The following is a 16,995-nucleotide window of genomic DNA, read 5'->3' as shown; positions in this document are numbered from 1 at the left end:
GAGCCCGGCGGTCCCATCGGCCGCCGGGACGCCGTCGGCCGATAAGGTGGAACGGCCTCCGCGCGCGAATTCGCCCGATCGGGCACCGGCGCGGCGGCAACCGGGCGGTGCGGGGGAACGTCCTTACCCCGAGCCGGTGGAACCGACGGAGGGTGCCCGTGACCGAGCAGGCCGAACCGGCCGACACCGACGTCTCCACCGGGCCGATCCGCCTGCCGGCCCAGTACGGCGGCCGGCGGGACAGCGGTGGTTTCGACGACGTCCCGACCCCGCCTTCGGGCACCCGCCTCCCGCCCGTCCGGCCGTCCGGCCCGCGGCCTGCTCCGCCGGGTGGTTACGCCGGGAGCTCCGGGGTGCGGTCTCACGGGGTAGCGGCGCCCCGCCAGCCAAGGCCGTCCGCGCCGCAGTCGGCGTACCAGCCGCCCTACCCACCGCACTCTTCCCCGCCGCACCCTTCGTCGCGCCCGCATCGGCCTGCTGCCGGGCCGCAGTACCCGCCGCCCCGGCAACCGCCGGCGCCGCCGAAGCCGCCGATGGGATCGCTGCGGACCGAGCGGGAAAGCGTCCTCGCGCTGTTCCTGGTGCACATGTTCCCGCTCGGCCACCTGCCGGTCGCCGCTTCCCGGCCGGCCGAGCAGCTACCCGTGCCCACCGGGGACGAGGTGGGCCGCGCGCCGTTCGATCATCCGGAATCGGGGCTTCTCGACGACAGCGACGCGCTGCACTACGTGACTCGGGGGCTTCGGCGTGCGCCCACCCCGCCCGCCGCCGCACCGCCTGCGGAACTGTTCGAGGGTCCGGAACCCGATCCCGGCCCGTCCGGTCGCTCCTGCGCCGACGGTCCGGATCGACCGGAACCCGTGGTCCTGCCCGCGGACACCCGGCTCGACCGCTTCGGCGGGGAGCACGGCCGGTTCTTCGCCGCCGAAGGCACGCCGTTCGCGCAGCGCTCGCTGCCACCGTCCGCCGTGGACGGCGGCTACCGGCGTTACCGCGTGGTCAAGCCGGTGCCGATGTGGCGCTCGACGTCGGCGGAGGGACCCGGCGGGGTCCGGTACCGTGCGGTGCTGGCCGCCGACGAACTGGTCACACTGGGGTTCCTGGCCGAGGTCACGGGGGAGGACCGATGAACGCGCAGTCCATCCACCGGTGGCTCGACGTGCTGGGCGTGCCCGCTGAGGTGGTTTCGGTGGGGGCCGAGACCGACAACGCGTGGTGCCTGATGCCGGTCGAGGACCACGGCTGGGAGGTCTTCTGGCGCGAGCAGGGCAACCGGTACGACTGGGCCCGCTTCAGCTCCGAGCAGGTCGCCTGCCACTACCTCTTCGGCCGCCTGGCGTGGTCGCAGGTGGCGCGCGGGGCGGTCGGGGTCCTGCCCGGAGCCGGCTGAGGCTCAGCGCCGCAGGACGGCCAGCGCCTCGTCGTGCAGCAGCCCGTTGCTGGACAGCGCGGAGCCGCCCTCGTGGGTGGCCGCGCCGGACAGGTCGCTGAACCGTCCGCCGGCCTCGGTCACGAGCACCTGCGCCGCCGCGACGTCCCACGGGTTCACGACGCACTCCGCGGCCAGGTCCAGCGCGCCCTCCGCCACCAGGCAGTGCTGCCAGAAGTCGCCGAACGCGCGGCTCTCCCAGCACGCTTCGGTGAGCGCCAGGTACTTCTCGCGCGAGTGGTGCTCGGTCCAGGAGTTGAGGTCCGTGGTGGACAGGTACGCGTCCGACAGCGACGACACCGAGGACACCGAGAGCGGACGCGTTCCGGCCGTGTCGCGCAGGAACGCGCCGTCGCCGCGGGAAGCCCACCAGCGTCGGCCCAGCAGCGGCGCGGAAATCATCCCGACCACCGGCGCACCGTCCTCGGCCAAAGCGATCAGCGTGGCCCAGACCGGCACGCCGCGCAGGAAGTTCTTGGTCCCGTCGATGGGGTCGACCACCCAGGCGCGGCCCCGCGGGCCCGCCGTGCCGCCGCGCTCCTCGCCCGCCACGGCGTCCCCGGGGCGCTCGGTGGCGAGGATCGCGCGGACCGCGTCCTCGACCGCGGTGTCGGCGTCGGTGACCGGCGTGCGGTCGGGTTTGCGCGAGACCGACAGGTCGAGCGCGCGGAAGCGCGACGTGGTGATCGCGTCGGCGGCATCAGCCAGCCGGGTGGCAAGCGTCAGATCGTCTTCGTAGCCAGGCACGATCACGATGGTTTCACGTCGGTTCACCGTAAGGTTGGCGAGGTGAGCATGGTCCTACTGGCCGAAGACGATCCGGCCATCGCCGAACCCCTGTCCCGCGCCTTGCACCGGGAGGGGTACGAGATCGAGGTCGTCACCGACGGTCCCTCGGTGCTGGACGCGACCGCGGCCCACCGGGTCGACCTGCTCGTGCTCGACCTCGGCCTGCCCGGCATGGACGGGCTGGAGGTCTGCCGCCGGCTGCGGGCGAGCGGCACCGAGCTGCCCGTGCTGATGCTCACCGCGCGCACCGACGAGGTCGACTTCGTGGTCGGCCTCGACGCCGGGGCCGACGACTACGTGGCCAAGCCCTTCCGGCTGGCCGAGCTGCTGGCCCGGATCCGCGCGCTGCTGCGCCGCCGGGCCCCGGAGGTGCTGGAGGCCGGCGGGGTCCGGATGGACCTCGGCGCCCGGCTGGTCACCGTCGACCAGCACGAGGTGCAGCTGGCGAACAAGGAGTTCGAGCTGCTGCGGGTGCTGATGACCCGGGCCGGGCAGGTGGTCAGCCGGGACGAGATCCTGGCCGAGGTGTGGAACGACCTGGAGTCCAAGACCTCCAAGACGCTCGACATGCACATGTCGTGGCTGCGCCGGAAGCTCGCGATCGCCGCGGACGAGGCGGCGGGCCGCCCGGCCAAGTCCACGCACTCCGACGCCGAGCGGCGGATCGCGACCGTGCGTGGCGTCGGCTTCCGCTTCAACGTGGAATAGTCCGCGCCATGAGCATGCGCCGCCGGATCCTGCTGGCGATCCTGCTCGCCGTCCTGGTCACGGCGGCGGTGCTGGGCATCCCGCTGGGCGTCACCGCCTGGCGGCTGGTGGAGAACCTGAACCGCGAGAGCCTGGCCGAACGGGCGCGCAACATCGCCGCGACCGTGGACACGGTGGTGGCGAACGGCCAGCCCCTGGACATCGAGCAGTTGCGCGTCGGCGTGCCGCAGGGCGGGATGCTCACGGTGCGCGGCGACGGGCTGATCGAGAAGCACTTCGGCGTCGACCCGGGCCCGGACCCGGTGGTCGAGTCCGTGCCGACGGCGCGCCACGGCGCGGTCGTCCTGGCCATGCCGAGCGGTCCGGTCCGGACCAAGCAGACGCAGGTGACGCTGCTCGTGGTGCTGCTGGTCGTGCTGTCGGTGGGCACCGGCGCGGTGGTGGCCACGGTGACCGCGCGAAGGCTGGCGAAGCCGCTTCGCCACGTCGCGGACCGCGCGTCGCGGCTCGGCGGCGGGGACTTCCGGCCGGACCCGAGCCGCTACAGCGTGGCCGAGCTGGACATGGTCGCGGAGGCGCTGGACACGTCGGGCTCGGCGCTGGCGCAGCTCGTGCAACGGGAACGCCAGCTCGTCGGCGACGTCTCGCACCAGCTGCGCAGCCGGCTCACGGCCCTGCAACTGCGCCTGGAGCCGCTGACCGTGCACGAGGACCCCGACGTCGTCGAGGAGTCGCGCGCGGCGCAGGAGCAGGCCGACCGGCTGGCCGGCGCGCTCGACGAGCTGCTCGCCGCCGCTCGCGCGGCCCGCGAGGTGGACGCCGAGCCCGTGGACCTGCCCGCGATGCTGCCCAAGGTGGCCGAGGAGTGGCGGCAGCTACTGCGCGTCGAAGGCCGCAACCTGCGGCTGAAGACCGCCGACGGGTTGATGGCGCGCGCCACGCCCGGGCGGCTGCGCGAGGTCGTCGGCGTGCTGCTGGACAACGCGGTGCGCCACGGCGCCGGTACGGTCTCGGTCACCGCCCGCCGCGGCGACGCCGACGGCACGGTGGTGATCGAGGTCGGCGACACCGGCTCCGGCGTCCCGGACGAACTCGCCCCCCACATCTTCGAACGCGGCTTCTCCGGCGGCGGCTCCACCGGCGTCGGCCTGGCGCTGGCCCGAGCCCTGGTGGAGGCCGACGGGGGACGGCTGGAGCTGTCCAGCCGGCGGCCGGCCGTGTTCAGCCTGTTCCTCAAGGTCCCGCGGCCCGACGACGTCGGTCAGGTGCGCTGGCCGGCGGAGCCGGTGCCGCGCTGAGGCCGGTTTCACCGGGGCAGTCGCGTGACCTGCTCGCGCCGGCGCTCGCCGAGTTCGGCCGGGAAGACCCACTTCTTGAAGCCCCAGAACCGGAACACCATGGCCAGCAGCATCCCGATGATCGAGCCGCTGGCGAAGTCCGCGACTTCCTGCACCAGCCTGGTCACGTGCGGCACCTCGAGGTGCAGCGCGTAGCGCGACAGGTACAGCGGGATCAGGTTGACCACCACGGCGATGCCGCTGATCACGAAGAACAGCGTGGCCTCGTGGGTGCGCTCGCGGCCACCGCGGGTGCGGAAGGACCATTCGCGGTTCAGCACGTACGAGACGATGGTGGCCACGATGATCGCGATGGCCTTCGCGGTGGTCGGCTTCGACTCCAGCACGCTGAGCTTGAGCAGGTACCAGACCCCGTTGTCGACCACGAAGGTCGTGGCGCCGACGAGCGCGAACTTCAGCATCTCCCGGTGCTTGATCAGCACCGCGCGCAACGGCTCCGGCGTCCGGGCCAGCACGGTTTCGACAACGGTCACACCCGGCAGTCTAGAGAATCCGGGGGCGCCGGAAGGCTCAGGCGGCTTTCCTGCCGGTAATGTCCGGATCGCCGGGCTGTGCGCCGGAGACCGGCTTCAGCCGGGCGCCCTCGGTCGGGAAGACCCACTTCTTGAACGCCCACCAGCGGAACAGCGTGCCCAGCAGGGTGCCGAGGATCATCCCGCTGACGAAGTCCGCGACCTCCTGGCCCAGCAGGCTCAGCTGCGGCTCCTGCAGGTCCAGCACGTATCGCGAAATCCACTGCGGCAGCGCGTTGAGACCCAGCGCGATGCCGCTGAGGAGGAAGAACAGCGCGGCCTCGTGCGCCCGCTCGCGCCCGCCACGGGTGCGGAAGGACCATTCGCGGTTGGCGACGTAGGAGAAGATGGTGGCGACCAGGACCCCGACGATCAGCGCGGTCACCGGGTGGGTGCGGAGCACGGTGAACTTCAGCACGTAGGTGATGGTGGTGGTGATCAGGAAGCTGATGCCACCGACCACGGCGAACCGCATCAGCTCACGGTGCTTGACCAGTAACTCGCGCAGGATCCCCACCGGGGCGACGCTACCCCCTCAGCCAGTCGAAAAGGCCGCGGGGCTCGATCGTCGGCAGCGTCCAGCCCGGTTTGCCGGACTTGCCGGGACCGGGCTCCGGCGGCGCGCTCGTGCTGGTCGAGGGCGTGCTGGGCGCGGTGGTCGTGCTCGGTTCTTCGGGCGTCGCGGACGGGGTGCCGCTGGGGCTCGGGTGCCTCCTCGGTTTCGTCGGTGTCGTAGACGGCGTGGGGCTGGTGCTGCCGGTGGAGGTCGGAGCGGTCGTCGGATCCGAGGGCTCCGGGCTCTCGGTGGTCGGGTACGGCACGTCGCAGATGCCCGGCCAGCAACCGAAGAACACCTGCACCGGCGGGGCCGTGGCCGTGCCCAGGGTGGCCCCCACCGTGACCGGCTGGTCGTGCGCGGGCCGCCCGTCGAGCAGAACCCAGAGGTCCACGCCCTGGTCCGGCGCGATCGGACGACGCGAGGTGCAGGTGCCGGCGGCCAGTTCGCAATCGAAGCCGTTGAAGCTCACCGCCTGGTACAGCGGGTGGTCGACGGTGACGGTGACCGGCTTCGTGGTCTTGCCGGTGTTGCGCACGTTGACCAGGACCCGCGGGTAGCGCTCGAAGGGGAGCTGGGAGAGCCAGTCGGTGTTCGCCTTCAGCAGCACGGCGTCCGGCGGGGCCTTCACGGTGACCTTCACCTTCACCGCGCTCTCGATCTTGATCTGCGTGCCCGCGGAGATCGAGCCGGTGACGTCACCGCCCGTCGCGCTCTCGTCGGCCTTCAGCCGGAAGGTGAGCACGGCGCTCTGGCCGGGCTGAAGACCGGTGCCGGTCTTGCAGGTCACGACGCCGGTGCCGCCGGGGCAGTTGACCGCGACCGGGGCGGGAACGCTGTCCGCGCGGAACGCGGCCGAGCCCACCTCGCCCCCGCCACCAGCGGGCACGGCCGAGACGCCCTGCGGCAGCTTGAGCGCGACCGCCACCGGATCGGACGGGCTGCCCCCGTCGTTGCGGACGGTGATGGGCAGGTTCACCGGGCCCGAGTCCGGGTCCAGCTCGACGTCGCCGGGCGGGACGGTCGCGGACACCTGCGGCGGTGCGGGCGCGGGCGGAGGCGAAGAAGCGGGCGGCGCGGGCGGGGCCGGCGGCTTGACCGGCGGCGGCGCGGGCTGGGCCGGCGCGGGCGGCTGCGGGGCGGGCGGCGGCGCGGGAGGAGCGGGCGGGGCGGGCGGCTGCGGGGCGGGCTTCGGCGGCGGCGCGGGCGCGGGCTGCACGGCCGGCGGGGGGACCTGGGCCGCCACCGGGATTTCCTGCGTTCCGCCACCGGCGGCCAGCGCCACGGCGACGCAGGCGATGATGGCCGCGCCGGAGGCCGCGACCCCGGCGAACTGGCGGGGCGCGGAAGCCGCGGCACCCGCCTTCGCGCCGCCGGCCGCCGCTCCGGCCGCGGCACCGGCCTTGGCCCCGGCCGCTCCGGTGGCGGCGGCTGCGGCCCCGGCGGTCGCCGCGGTGGCCACTCCGGCCTTGGCCGCGCCGATCGTCGCGAGGTAGCCCAGCGCGGCACCGCCCAGCACGATCGGGGCGATGATCGCGCGCAGGCCACCGTTGACGTCGGCCAGCTCCGCGGCCAGCGCCCGGCAGGCCTCGCACTCGTCGAGGTGGTTCTCCACCTGGGAGCGCTCGCGTTTGGACAGTCCGTCGCGGGTCCAGGCGCCCAGCCGGTCGGCCGCCGCGCGGCACCGGTCGGCGCCGTTGTCCTGCAGGTGGACCTGGAGGTAGGCCTGCCGCAGGCCCTCACGGGCGCGGTACGCGAGCGCGGACACCCCGTTCGCGGTCAGCCCGAGCAACGGCGCGACCTCGGCCGGGCTCTGCTGCTCGATCTCGGTGTGCCAGAGCACGGCCTGCCAGCGCTCCGGCAGCCGGGCGAACGCCTTCGCGGCCATCGTGCGCTCGAGCCCGGCCACCGCGGTGTCGGAGAACGGCACGGTGAGCGCCTCGCCGACGGCCCCGCCGGCGTCGCTCATGTCCTCGTTCAGGTCGATCCGGCGATCGCGGCGGGTCTTGTCGTAGGCGGTGTGGCGCAGCGCGGTGAGCAGGTACGCGCGGAAGGCGGTGTCCGGGCCCTTACCGCCGCGGAGGGTGTCGAGGACCTTGGAGAAGGCCTCGGAAACGAGGTCGTCGGCTTCGGCGCTGGAGCGTGCGAGCTGGCGGGCGAGGTTGTACGCCGCCGAGCTGTGGCGCTCGTACAGCGTCCCGTAGGAGGCGATCTTCCCGGCGCGCACCTCGGCGATCAGCTCGGCGTCACTCTTACCGGACAGGTCGGCGGGAACGGTGGACACGAGGCTCCTTCTTCTGCGCGCACGTGGCCGGACCAGCCACGATCTACCTCTCTAACGCGGGTTCAAGTGTGACCGACGCGGCGACCCTCGTCACGTCGTGGTGGGTCTACTGCCACCGATGGCCCAATGAGTTCACCCGTCACCTCAGAGTAGCGGAGGAAAAAGGGGCCGGAATCTCGTCATGCGGACGAGGTGCCAGAGTCCCTCTGGTGCCGCGGGGCAAGATCGACAAAATCCGGATGAGAGGAACGGTGGCCAGTGGACGTACCGGCGACCGGGTCCCGGTCCGGAGCCGCCGACGGACCGGAGGCCCGCGCCCGCTTCGAACGGGACCGCACCCTGCGGGCGCTGCGGGCCCGCTGGCGCACCGCCAGCCTGGCCGCGGGATGGCGTTTCCCCAGCGACTGGGCCCTGCCGGAGGTCGACGCGGTGTGCGCGGCCGTGGTCCGGCACGGGGCCTCGGGAGCCGAGACGGCGCTGGCCGGACTGGGCCGCGCCCGGGCCGCCGCGGGCGCCGGGCTGGCCGAGACCCTGTCGGACCTGGCCGCCCTCCACGCCGTGCTCGCGGAGCCCGAAGCCGTCGACGGATTCGTCTCCCCGGAAGTGGACGCCACTCCCGCCCGGATCCTGCGGGTGACCGCGCTGGCGTGGGCCGACGTCGCCACCGACCAGCTCGTGCACACCGAGGTCACCGACCCGCTGACCGGACTGCCCTCGGCGGCCTACCTGCGCACCCGGCTCGCCGAGCTGTACCGCGGCGGCGGCTGGGAGGACAAGGTGCTGCTGGTGGTCGCCATGGACCTCGCCAGCGTCTCCGGCTGGCCGCGGCTGACCGGCATGATCCTGGCCGCGGACGCCGTCCGCTCGGTCTTCGACGCCGGCGAGAGCTACGCGACGCTCGGCCCGTCCACCGTCGCCGTGCTGGCCGACCGGGACGACCGGCTCGCCTCCCACGGCGTGGCGCTGCGGCGGGCCCTGAACGACCGGCTTTCGGTCGACGCCCAGCTCTCCGAGGTCAGCCGTCCCCGCGTTTCGGCCCTGCGGCTGCCGCCGACGCACGAGCGGGCCTGCGTCCTGCTCGCGGAGCTGGCCCGCGGGTGAGGCGCGGCCGGGGTGACGTCCGCGGCACACTCGGGGGCGCTCGCCGGTTCCCGGCGATCGACGCGTCCGGGTGGTGATCGGGCACGCCGGACAACTCCGGCGCCGGGACCGAACCCGTCCTACCCTTCTGGACCAGCTCGACGCCGGTCGTGCTTTCCTGATGGGGTGACCAGGACCGTACCTTCCGCCGCCGAAGGCGAAGCTCCGGCGAGAGCTGGCCTGCCTCGCCTGGCCCTGCGCAAGTCGCTCGCCCGGCTCTCCGTCCGACCACGGTCGATCCTGATCCTTTCGGTGATCCCGCTGGTCGCGATCGGCTTCGGCATCTGGGGCTGGACGCACGACTGGGTCCTCGGGGTCGACAGCGCGGTCTACCGGGCCGGCGCGCTCACCCTGCTGCACGGGCAGCCGCTCTACGACGCGAACACGCTCTCCCCGGAGCCGTGGTGGGCGCTGCTGCCGTTCACCTACCCGCCGACGGCCGCGTTGCTGTTCGTGCCGCTCGCGGTGGTGCCGACGCAGGTCGCCTGGGGTTTCCTGACCGCCATCTCCCTGGGCGCGATGGCCCTGTCCATCCGCATCGCGATCGGCGCGCTGCCCCGCCCGGCCGACGACGGGCCGCGCTGGTGGGCCTCGCCCGCCCGGTCGACGATCGTGTTCTCCCTGGTCTTCCTCGGGCTGGAACCGGTGTGGCGCACCATCTTCCTCGGCCAGATCAACCTGATCCTGATGGCCATGATCCTGCTGGACATGCTGGTGCTCGGCGCCCGCGGCAGCCGGTGGGGCGGGGTGCTGGTGGGCGTGGCGGCGGCGATCAAGCTGACCCCGCTGGTGTTCCTGGCCCACCTGTTCATCACCGGCCGGCGCAAGGACGCGGTGCGCGGGCTCGTCACGTTCGTCCTCATGCAGGCGCTGATGTTCCTGGTCAACCCGCACGACGCCTTCCGCTACTGGACCTCGACGCTGCCGGACACCGGTCGCATCGGCCCGGTGCACTGGGCGGGCAACCAGTCGTTGAACGCGCTGATGAACCGGGCCACCGACCTCGCGCCGTGGGCGTCGAAGGCGGCGATGGGGATCGGCCTGCTGCTGGCCATCCCGGCGTTGTGGCTGCTGATCCGGTTCCACCGCCGCGGACAGGCGCTGGCCGCGCTGCTGGTGACGGCGTTCTGGACGCTGCTCATCTCGCCGATCTCCTGGACCCACCACTGGGTGTGGGTGGTGCCGCTGATCGTGCTGCTGGTCTCCCGGCTGCCGAAGACCACCCCGGCGACGGCGTGGAAGCGCTGGGTCGGGACGGGGCTGGTGGCGTTCGTGTTCATCAGCTGCGTGCTGCTGATCCTGCCGAACGGCCGCAACGTGGAGCTGCACTGGAAGGTGTGGCAGAACGTGCTGGGCGACGCCTACATCCTGATGCCGGTGGTGCTGGCGCTGGCGCTGATCCTGCGGTGGGGGCTGCAACGGCGTTCCCGCTCGGCCGGGTCCGGACCGGTGACCGGCCCGGCCGGGGGAGCCGGGACGGGGCCGGGTGCGGCTTCGGTGGCCGGGGCGGGGTCTGAGGCCGGGGCGGCTTCGGCTCCGGCGAGCGGGGCTGGGACCGGGCCGGTTCCGGAGACGGGATCGCCCTGGGCTGCGGTGACCGGGGCGGGGTCCGAGGCCGGGGCGGCTTCGGCGAGCGGGGCTGGGACCGGGCCGGTTTCGGTGACGGGATCGCCCTCGGCTGCGGTGACCGGGGCGGGGTCCGAGGCGGCGTCGGGAGTGAAGCCGGGCGCGGGATCGGCATCGACTCGCGGGGCGGCGTCGCCGGGGGAGGCTTCGCCGTATGCCGACATCACGCCAGGCGACTGATCCACCTTCGCCTGCCGTGGCGCGTCGGCACCCGGGTTTCCGGCCCCTGAGCTCCCCGCTTTCCCCTCGGCTGCTGGGGGTTCTACTGCTGGCCGCCGCGGCGCTGGGGCTGGTGGTGTGGCTGGCCGGCTGGCACGTGGGCGCGGACAGCGCGGTCTACCGGGCGGGCGGGCTGACCCTGCTCGAGGGCGAGCCGCTGTACACCTCGTCGGACCTCACCACGCTCCCGGACTGGGTCCGGCTGCCCTTCACCTACACCCCGGCCGCGGCGGCGCTGTTCGTGCCGCTGGTGCTGGTGCCCCCGGGCCTGGTCTGGGGCGTGATCACGGCTTCGTCGGTGGTTTCGCTCATCGTCGTGCTCGCGGTGGTGGCGCGGCCGTCCGGGGTTTGGCTGCCGGCGGGCACGGCCCTCGTCCTGGTGCTGGAACCGGTGTGGAAGACGCTGTTCCTGGGCCAGATCAACCTGATACTGATGGCTTTGGTGGTCGTCGACGTGCTGGTGCTCTCCGGCCGTGGCGCGGGCGCGGGCCGGTGGGCGAGAGCGCGAAGCACGGCGGATTCGGCGCGGGCCGGTGGCTCCGGGGCGCCCGCGGGTCCGGCCGGGCCGGTCGAATCGGGGGGATCGGCCGGGGAAAGCGTCCGGGGCCGCCGTTGGGCCGGGGTCCTGGTCGGGGTGGCGGCGGCGGTGAAGCTGACCCCGCTGATCTTCGTCCCCCACCTGTTCTTCACCGGCCGGTGGAAGGACGGCCTGCGGGCCCTGGCCACCTTCGTGGTGCTGGAAGGGGTCATGTTCGCGGTCATCCCGGGTGACGCGGGGCGGTTCTGGACGAAGTCGGTCACCGATCCCAGCCGGGTGGGCTCGGTGCACTGGATCTTCAACCAGTCGCTGAACGGCCTGGTCGACCGGGCCTCCGACCGGGCGTCGTGGTCGATGGCGGTGGCGGTCGGGGCGGCCGTGGTGCTGGCGGTGCCCGCGGTGTGGCTGGTCGTGCGCTGGCACCGGCGCGGCGAGCAGGCGGCCGCGCTGCTGGTGACCGCGTTCTACGCCCTGCTGGTGTCCCCGGTCTCCTGGTCCCACCACTGGGTCTGGTCGGTGCCGCTGATCGGCCTGCTGATGGTCAAGGGCCGGCGCTGGTGGGCGCTGCTGGTGGCCGCCCTGTTCGCCTCCCAGATCGTGATGCTGGTCCCGAACGGCGGCGACACGGAGTTCACCTGGGGTCCCGGCTGGTCGGTGCTGGGCAACGCCTACGTCCTCGCCGCCGTGGTCGCCCTCCTCGCCCTCGCCGCCCGCGAACTCCGCCTACGAGCCCGCACGGCGGAACCCGGGGTACAGCCGAAGGTCGCCGGGTAAACGGGTGAAACAGCCCTGCGGCGCGCGGTCACGGACAGCCGAGCCGAGGGGGTTCTTCAGCTCTGCGCGGGAATGCCCAGCGCGGGACTGCCCGGTCACGGGGACGGTCCTGGATCGGCGGACCTCGCGGCCGGGCCTACAGTTCCGCGCCCGGGCTCGCGGCCCGGGTGACCTGCCCCGACACCCCCAGGTACCCGCAGCCCGCCCCCGGGGCGCCCAGTAGCCTGGTCGGCGTTATGGACAAACGTACCGGTCTTCCCGTCGTGGGAATGGTGGGCGGCGGACAGCTCGCCCGGATGACGCACCAGGCGGCGATCTCGCTCGGGCAGTCGCTGCGAGTGCTCGCGGCGGACGACGGCGACTCGGCCGCGCTGGTGGCCAGTGACGTGGTGCTCGGGCACCACACGGACCTCGACGCGCTGCGGTCCTTCGCCGCCGGGGTGGACGTGCTCACGTTCGACCACGAGCACGTGCCCGGGGAGCACCTGCTGACGCTCGCGGTGGAGGGCGTGGTCGTGCGGCCCGCGCCGTCGGCGCTCGGGTTCGCGCAGAACAAGCTGGTCATGCGCGAGATGATGGCCGGGCTGGGCGTGCCGGGTCCGGCGTTCGCCGAGGTGTCCACTGTGGACGACGTGATCGCCTTCGGCGGCGAGCACGGGTGGCCGGTCGTGCTCAAGGCCGCGCGCGGCGGGTACGACGGGCGCGGCGTCTGGATGCTCGACACCGCCCGGCACGCCCGCGAGACCGTGCCCGAACTGCTCGACGCGGGCACCCCGCTCCTGGTCGAGCAGAAGGTGGCCATGAAACGCGAGCTGGCCGCGCTGGTCGCGCGCTCGCCGTTCGGGCAGGGCGCGGCCTACCCCGTGGTCGAGACCGTGCAGAGCGGCGGCATCAACACCGAGGTGCTGGCCCCGGCGCCGGGGCTGAGCGAGGCGCGCGGGCACGAGGCGCAAGACCTCGCGCTGCGGATCGCCGCGACGCTCGACGTCACCGGGCTGCTGGCCGTCGAGCTGTTCGAGACCGAGACCGGCCTGCTGGTCAACGAGCTCGCCATGCGCCCGCACAACTCGGGGCACTGGACGATGGACGGCTCCCGCACCTCGCAGTTCGAGCAGCACCTGCGCGGGGTGCTCGACTACCCGCTGGGCCGCACCGACCTGGTCGAGCCCGCCTGCGTGATGGCGAACGTGCTCGGCGCCGGCGCCACCCCCGAGATGAGCACCGACGAGCGCGTCCACCACCTGTTCGCGCGCTACCCCGAGGTGAAGATCCACCTCTACGGCAAGCAGGAGCGGCCCGGCCGCAAGCTCGGGCACGTCAACTTCACCGGGCAGCGGATGGAAGACCTGCGCGACCGTGCGCGGCTGTCCGCGCACTGGCTGTCCCACGCCGTCTGGCTCGACGGCTACGAGATCCACTGATTCGAGACCCACTGGAGGGGAACACGATGGCGCCGTTGGTGGGCCTGATCATGGGCAGCGACTCGGACTGGCCGGTGCTCGAAGCCGCCGGGAAGGCGCTCGACGAGTTCGGGGTGGAGTACGAGGTCGGCGTCTACTCGGCGCACCGGACCCCGCAGCGCATGCTGGACTACGCCACCTCCGCGGCCTCGCGCGGACTGCGCGTGATCATCGCGGGCGCGGGCGGCGCGGCGCACCTGCCGGGCATGGTCGCCTCGGCCACGGTGCTGCCGGTGATCGGCGTGCCGGTGCCGCTGAAGCACCTCGACGGGCTCGACTCGCTCCTGTCGATCGTCCAGATGCCGGCCGGCATCCCGGTGGCCACCGTGTCGGTCGGCGGCGCGCGCAACGCCGGCCTGCTGGCCGTCCGCGTCCTGGCCGCCGCGGACCCCGGGCTGCAGGCCCGCATCGCGCAGTTCCAGGCCGAACTGGAGCAGATGGTCCTCGGCAAGGACGCCGCCCTCCGCGAGAAGGCCGGCAAGTAGTCCCGCGGCGCCGGTCCTCCTCGCCCCCGGCGGTGGTGAGGAGGACCGGCGCTCGTCTCACGCCGGGGGAACGGGGGGCAGTTGCTCGCGCAGCTCCCGCTTCAGCACCTTGCCCGCGGCCGACACGGGGATCTCGTCCACGAAGTGCAGCTCGCGCAAACGCTTGTACGGCAACACTTTCTCATTCACCGAGGCGATGAGCTGCGCGGCGTCGGGGGTCTGCGAGGGCTGGCGGACGACGAAGGCGACGGGGAGCTCGCCGACGTCCACGCGGGGCCGGCCGACCACGGCGGCCGCGCGGACGCCCGGCAGGGCGATCAGCAGCTCCTCCAGCTCGCGCGGGAAGACGTTGTAGCCCTTGTACAGCAGCATGTCCTTCTTGCGGTCCACAATGGACAGGTAACCGTCCTCGTCGACCACCCCGATGTCGCCGGTGTGCAACCAGCCGCCGACCAGCGTGGCGGCGTTGTCCTCGGCGCGGTTGCGGTAGCCGCGCATCATCTGCGGGCCGCGCAGGCACACCTCGCCCTCCTGCCCGGGCGGCAGCGGTTCCTCGCTGTCCGGGCCGACGATCTTCAGCTCGGTGTCGGCCACCGGCTGTCCGACCGTGCCCACCTTGCGCAGTCCCGAGCGGTGCGAAGGCGCGCTCGTCGCCACCATCGTCATCTCGGTCAGGCCGTAGCCCTCGACGATCACCACGTCGGGAAAGCGCTCCTGCAACGCGCGGGTCATCTCGTAGTTCATCGGCGCCGCCCCGGAGCCGATGTTGCGCACGGAGGACAGGTTGGCGGTGTGGAACGACGGCGTCGCCAGCAGCGCGGCGAACAGCGTGGGCGCGCCCCCGATGTAGGTGACGCGCAGGCGCTCGGCGTCGGCGACGTAGGCCCCCGGGTCGAAGCGTGAGTGCAGCACGATCGTGGTGCCGGTGAGCAGGGCCGAGTTCAGCCCGGCGATCACGCCCATCGCGTGGAACCACGGGGTCAGGTTGATCAGGGTGCCGGTGCCGAGCCGGGAGGTGAACTCGTCCTCGCTGCCGATCTGGTCGATCACCACGTCACCGTGCGCGTCCAGGGCGGGCACCGAACCACTCCCGGCGCACGAGGACTGGAGGGAGTTGACCACGATGTTGCGGTGCGTGAGCTGCACGCCCTTGGACCGGCCGGTGGTGCCGCCGGTGTACGCGAGGTGCGCCAGGTCCTCGTGCACGTCGATGGCCACTTCCGGCCGGGTGTCCGGACGGTCGGCCATGAAGGCCCGGAACTCGACGGTTTTCGCGTCGGTTTCGGTGCCGGGCTCGGGGGACACGACGATCGTCAGCCGCGCCGGGATCCGGTCGGCGACGCCGGCCAGCGTGCCGGACATCGGCCCGAACGTGACCACCGCGGCGGCCTCGCAGTCGTTGAGCTGGAAGGCCAGGTCGTCGGCCGGGAGCAGCGGGTTCGTCGGGCTGAAGGTGGCCCCGGCCAGCAGGGTGCCGTGGTAGGCGACCGGGTAGGCCAGGCAGTTCGGCAGGTGGATGGCGACCACGTCGCCGTGGCCGATGCCGTGGGCGCGCAGCGCGTTGGCGAAGCGGCAGGCGTCGGCATACGCCTCGGTGTAGGAGATGCTGTCCTCGCCCAGGACGAAGGCCGGGCGATCGCCGTACCGGGCGGCGGCCCCGGCGAGTATCGAACCCGCCGGGACCTCGGGGTATTCGAGTGAACGGGACAAACCGGGCGCCGGTGCCGACGTGATGATGGCCATCACCCGACCTTACGAATTCTGCGGTCAAGGACACAAGGACGAAGACCGCCCACGACGTGAACGAGCGCTAACATCGACGGAACTCTCCCCAACGCTGCAGAAGAGGTGACGGAAGTGGCCGATGGCCTGTACCAGCTTGCCGAGGAGCACGAGGAGCTGCGGGCGGCTGTCCGGGCTCTGGCCGAGAAGGAGATCGCGCCCCACGCCGCGGAGGTCGACGAGCAGGAGCGCTACCCGATCGAGGCCTACCAGGCGCTGGTGAAGTCCGGCTTCAACGCCGTGCACATCGCCGAGGCCTACGACGGCCAGGGCGCGGACGCGGTGGGCGCGTGCGTCGTGATCGAAGAGGTCGCGCGCGTGGACGCGTCGGCTTCGCTGATCCCGGCGGTGAACAAGCTGGGCACGCAGCCGATCATCCTGTCGGCCTCGGAGGAGCTGAAGAAGCAGGTGCTGCCCGCGATCGCGTCGGGTGAGGCTTCGGCTTCGTACGCGCTGTCCGAGCGCGAGGCCGGATCGGACACCGCCTCGATGCGCACCCGCGCGCGCCTCGACGGCGACCACTGGGTGCTCAACGGCACGAAGTGCTGGATCACCAACGCCGGCGAGTCGTCCTGGTACACGGTGATGGCGGTGACGGACCCGGAGGCGGAGAAGAAGGCCAACGGGATCTCGGCGTTCGCGGTGCACAAGGACGACCCGGGCTTCTCGGTGGGCCCGAAGGAGCGCAAGCTCGGCATCAAGGGCTCCCCGACCCGCGAGATCTACTTCGAGAACTGCACCATCCCCGCGGACCGCATCATCGGCGAGCCGGGCACCGGCCTGAAGACGGCGCTGCGCACACTGGACCACACCCGCCCCACGATCGGCGCGCAGGCGCTCGGCATCGCCCAGGGCGCGCTGGACGCGGCGGTGTCGTACGTGAAGGACCGCCGCCAGTTCGGCAAGTCGATCGCCGAATTCCAGGGCGTGCAGTTCATGCTCGCGGAAATGGGCACGAAGATCGAAGCCGCCCGCCACCTGGTCTACGCCTCCGCGGCGGCCTCCGAGCGCGGCGACAAGCGCGCGGGCTTCATGGCCTCCGCGGCCAAGACCTTCGCCTCCGACACGGCCATGGAGGTCACCACCGAAGCCGTCCAGCTCTTCGGCGGCGCCGGCTACACCCGCGACTTCCCGGTCGAGCGCATGATGCGCGACGCGAAGATCACCCAGATCTACGAAGGCACCAACCAGATCCAGAAGGTCGTCATGGCCCGGGCGCTGCTCAAGGGCTAGATGGATCTAGAGCCGGTGATTCGGGCGGTCTTGAACGCTCATGGACGGGGCCGTACCTTGCTCAGCCTCTCGCACGCTCCGCACCTGAAGCAGGGCCACACC

At 72.7% G+C, this 16,995-nt stretch carries 14 protein-coding genes and 1 pseudogene; 10 read left to right on the top strand and 5 right to left on the bottom strand.

Annotated elements, in window-relative coordinates; genetic code table 11:
* Positions 1-533 precede the first annotated feature (533 nt).
* Together NYF13_RS00980 and NYF13_RS00975 are read left to right on the top strand one after the other, a co-directional pair.
* The gene (locus NYF13_RS00980) at positions 534-1,130 is read left to right on the top strand and encodes a TNT domain-containing protein (RefSeq protein ID WP_315653568.1); all 597 of its coding nucleotides are present in this window, start codon (positions 534-536) and stop codon (positions 1,128-1,130) included.
* The gene (locus NYF13_RS00975) at positions 1,127-1,390 is read left to right on the top strand and encodes a hypothetical protein (RefSeq protein WP_315653567.1); all 264 of its coding nucleotides are present in this window, start codon (positions 1,127-1,129) and stop codon (positions 1,388-1,390) included. Before NYF13_RS00980 ends, NYF13_RS00975 begins: the two co-directional genes overlap by 4 nt.
* Before the next feature lie 3 nt (positions 1,391-1,393).
* Here NYF13_RS00975 and hisN read toward each other — a convergent pair whose 3' ends face one another.
* A complete protein-coding gene (gene hisN, locus NYF13_RS00970) occupies positions 1,394-2,182 on the bottom strand; it encodes a histidinol-phosphatase (protein WP_315657131.1) in 789 nt (262 codons plus the stop codon).
* A 42-nt stretch (positions 2,183-2,224) separates the two neighbouring features.
* On the opposite strand from hisN, the gene NYF13_RS00965 reads away from it, so the two are divergent.
* Together NYF13_RS00965 and NYF13_RS00960 are read left to right on the top strand one after the other, a co-directional pair.
* The gene (locus NYF13_RS00965; protein WP_315657130.1) at positions 2,225-2,926 is read left to right on the top strand and encodes a response regulator transcription factor; all 702 of its coding nucleotides are present in this window, start codon (positions 2,225-2,227) and stop codon (positions 2,924-2,926) included.
* A gap of 14 nt (positions 2,927-2,940) precedes the next feature.
* Complete coding sequence (locus NYF13_RS00960) at positions 2,941-4,224, top strand: ATP-binding protein (RefSeq protein ID WP_315657125.1); 1,284 nt, start codon at positions 2,941-2,943, stop codon at positions 4,222-4,224.
* Between the two features lie 8 nt (positions 4,225-4,232).
* Here the strand turns inward: NYF13_RS00960 and NYF13_RS00955 are convergent, their stop codons facing one another.
* The 3 genes from NYF13_RS00955 to NYF13_RS00945 are packed head-to-tail and all read right to left on the bottom strand — an operon-like array spanning position 4,233 to position 7,636.
* Positions 4,233-4,757: a GtrA family protein gene (locus tag NYF13_RS00955; RefSeq protein WP_315653566.1), complete on the bottom strand. Its 525-nt coding sequence runs from the start codon at positions 4,755-4,757 to the stop codon at positions 4,233-4,235.
* 37 nt (positions 4,758-4,794) lie between these two features.
* The gene (locus NYF13_RS00950; RefSeq protein ID WP_315657124.1) at positions 4,795-5,304 is read right to left on the bottom strand and encodes a GtrA family protein; all 510 of its coding nucleotides are present in this window, start codon (positions 5,302-5,304) and stop codon (positions 4,795-4,797) included.
* Between the two features lie 19 nt (positions 5,305-5,323).
* On the bottom strand, positions 5,324-7,636 hold the full coding sequence (locus NYF13_RS00945; protein ID WP_315653565.1) for a sigma-70 family RNA polymerase sigma factor: 2,313 nt from the start codon (positions 7,634-7,636) through the stop codon (positions 5,324-5,326).
* 258 nt (positions 7,637-7,894) lie between these two features.
* On the opposite strand from NYF13_RS00945, the gene NYF13_RS00940 reads away from it, so the two are divergent.
* The 5 genes and pseudogenes from NYF13_RS00940 (at position 7,895) to purE (ending at position 13,878) form a co-directional block, all read left to right on the top strand.
* Complete coding sequence (locus NYF13_RS00940) at positions 7,895-8,737, top strand: GGDEF domain-containing protein (protein ID WP_315653564.1); 843 nt, start codon at positions 7,895-7,897, stop codon at positions 8,735-8,737.
* A 165-nt stretch (positions 8,738-8,902) separates the two neighbouring features.
* Positions 8,903-10,207: pseudogene (locus tag NYF13_RS00935) on the top strand (glycosyltransferase 87 family protein); the annotation flags it as partial.
* A 391-nt stretch (positions 10,208-10,598) separates the two neighbouring features.
* Positions 10,599-11,933 carry a glycosyltransferase 87 family protein gene (locus NYF13_RS00930; RefSeq protein ID WP_396286311.1) on the top strand — a complete coding sequence of 445 codons (1,335 nt, stop codon included), beginning with the start codon at positions 10,599-10,601 and terminating at the stop codon, positions 11,931-11,933.
* A 236-nt stretch (positions 11,934-12,169) separates the two neighbouring features.
* Positions 12,170-13,354 (top strand): 5-(carboxyamino)imidazole ribonucleotide synthase, encoded by a 1,185-nt coding sequence (locus tag NYF13_RS00925; RefSeq protein WP_315653563.1) that lies wholly within the window; start codon positions 12,170-12,172, stop codon positions 13,352-13,354.
* 26 nt (positions 13,355-13,380) lie between these two features.
* Positions 13,381-13,878, top strand: a complete 498-nt coding sequence (purE, locus tag NYF13_RS00920; protein ID WP_315653562.1) for a 5-(carboxyamino)imidazole ribonucleotide mutase — start codon at positions 13,381-13,383, stop codon at positions 13,876-13,878.
* A gap of 57 nt (positions 13,879-13,935) precedes the next feature.
* Here purE and NYF13_RS00915 read toward each other — a convergent pair whose 3' ends face one another.
* Positions 13,936-15,621 (bottom strand): AMP-binding protein, encoded by a 1,686-nt coding sequence (locus NYF13_RS00915; protein ID WP_315653561.1) that lies wholly within the window; start codon positions 15,619-15,621, stop codon positions 13,936-13,938.
* Positions 15,622-15,735: 114 nt separating this feature from the next.
* Between NYF13_RS00915 and NYF13_RS00910 the strand changes: the two genes are divergently transcribed.
* Entirely contained in the window at positions 15,736-16,893 is a 1,158-nt protein-coding gene (locus NYF13_RS00910) for an acyl-CoA dehydrogenase family protein (RefSeq protein ID WP_396286308.1), read from the top strand.
* Positions 16,894-16,995 lie beyond the last annotated feature (102 nt).

Origin of the sequence: Amycolatopsis sp. PS_44_ISF1, from assembly GCF_032335455.1 — a bacterium.
Lineage (GTDB): Bacteria > Actinomycetota > Actinomycetes > Mycobacteriales > Pseudonocardiaceae > Amycolatopsis.
The sequence above is the reverse complement of the archived record's forward strand: the minus strand, read 5'-3'. Positions and strand labels throughout refer to the sequence as shown.

Bases quoted from the DNA above. Each gene is read 5' to 3' on its own strand.
- NYF13_RS00965 (WP_315657130.1), top strand. From the start codon at position 2,225: ATGGTCCTACTGGCCGAAGACGATCCGGCCATCGCCGAACCCCTGTCC.
- NYF13_RS00925 (WP_315653563.1), top strand. From the start codon at position 12,170: ATGGACAAACGTACCGGTCTTCCCGTCGTGGGAATGGTGGGCGGCGGA.
- NYF13_RS00980 (WP_315653568.1), top strand. From the start codon at position 534: ATGGGATCGCTGCGGACCGAGCGGGAAAGCGTCCTCGCGCTGTTCCTG.
- NYF13_RS00915 (WP_315653561.1), bottom strand. From the start codon at position 15,621: ATGGCCATCATCACGTCGGCACCGGCGCCCGGTTTGTCCCGTTCACTC.
- NYF13_RS00960 (WP_315657125.1), top strand. From the start codon at position 2,941: ATGCGCCGCCGGATCCTGCTGGCGATCCTGCTCGCCGTCCTGGTCACG.
- NYF13_RS00975 (WP_315653567.1), top strand. From the start codon at position 1,127: ATGAACGCGCAGTCCATCCACCGGTGGCTCGACGTGCTGGGCGTGCCC.
- purE (WP_315653562.1), top strand. From the start codon at position 13,381: ATGGCGCCGTTGGTGGGCCTGATCATGGGCAGCGACTCGGACTGGCCG.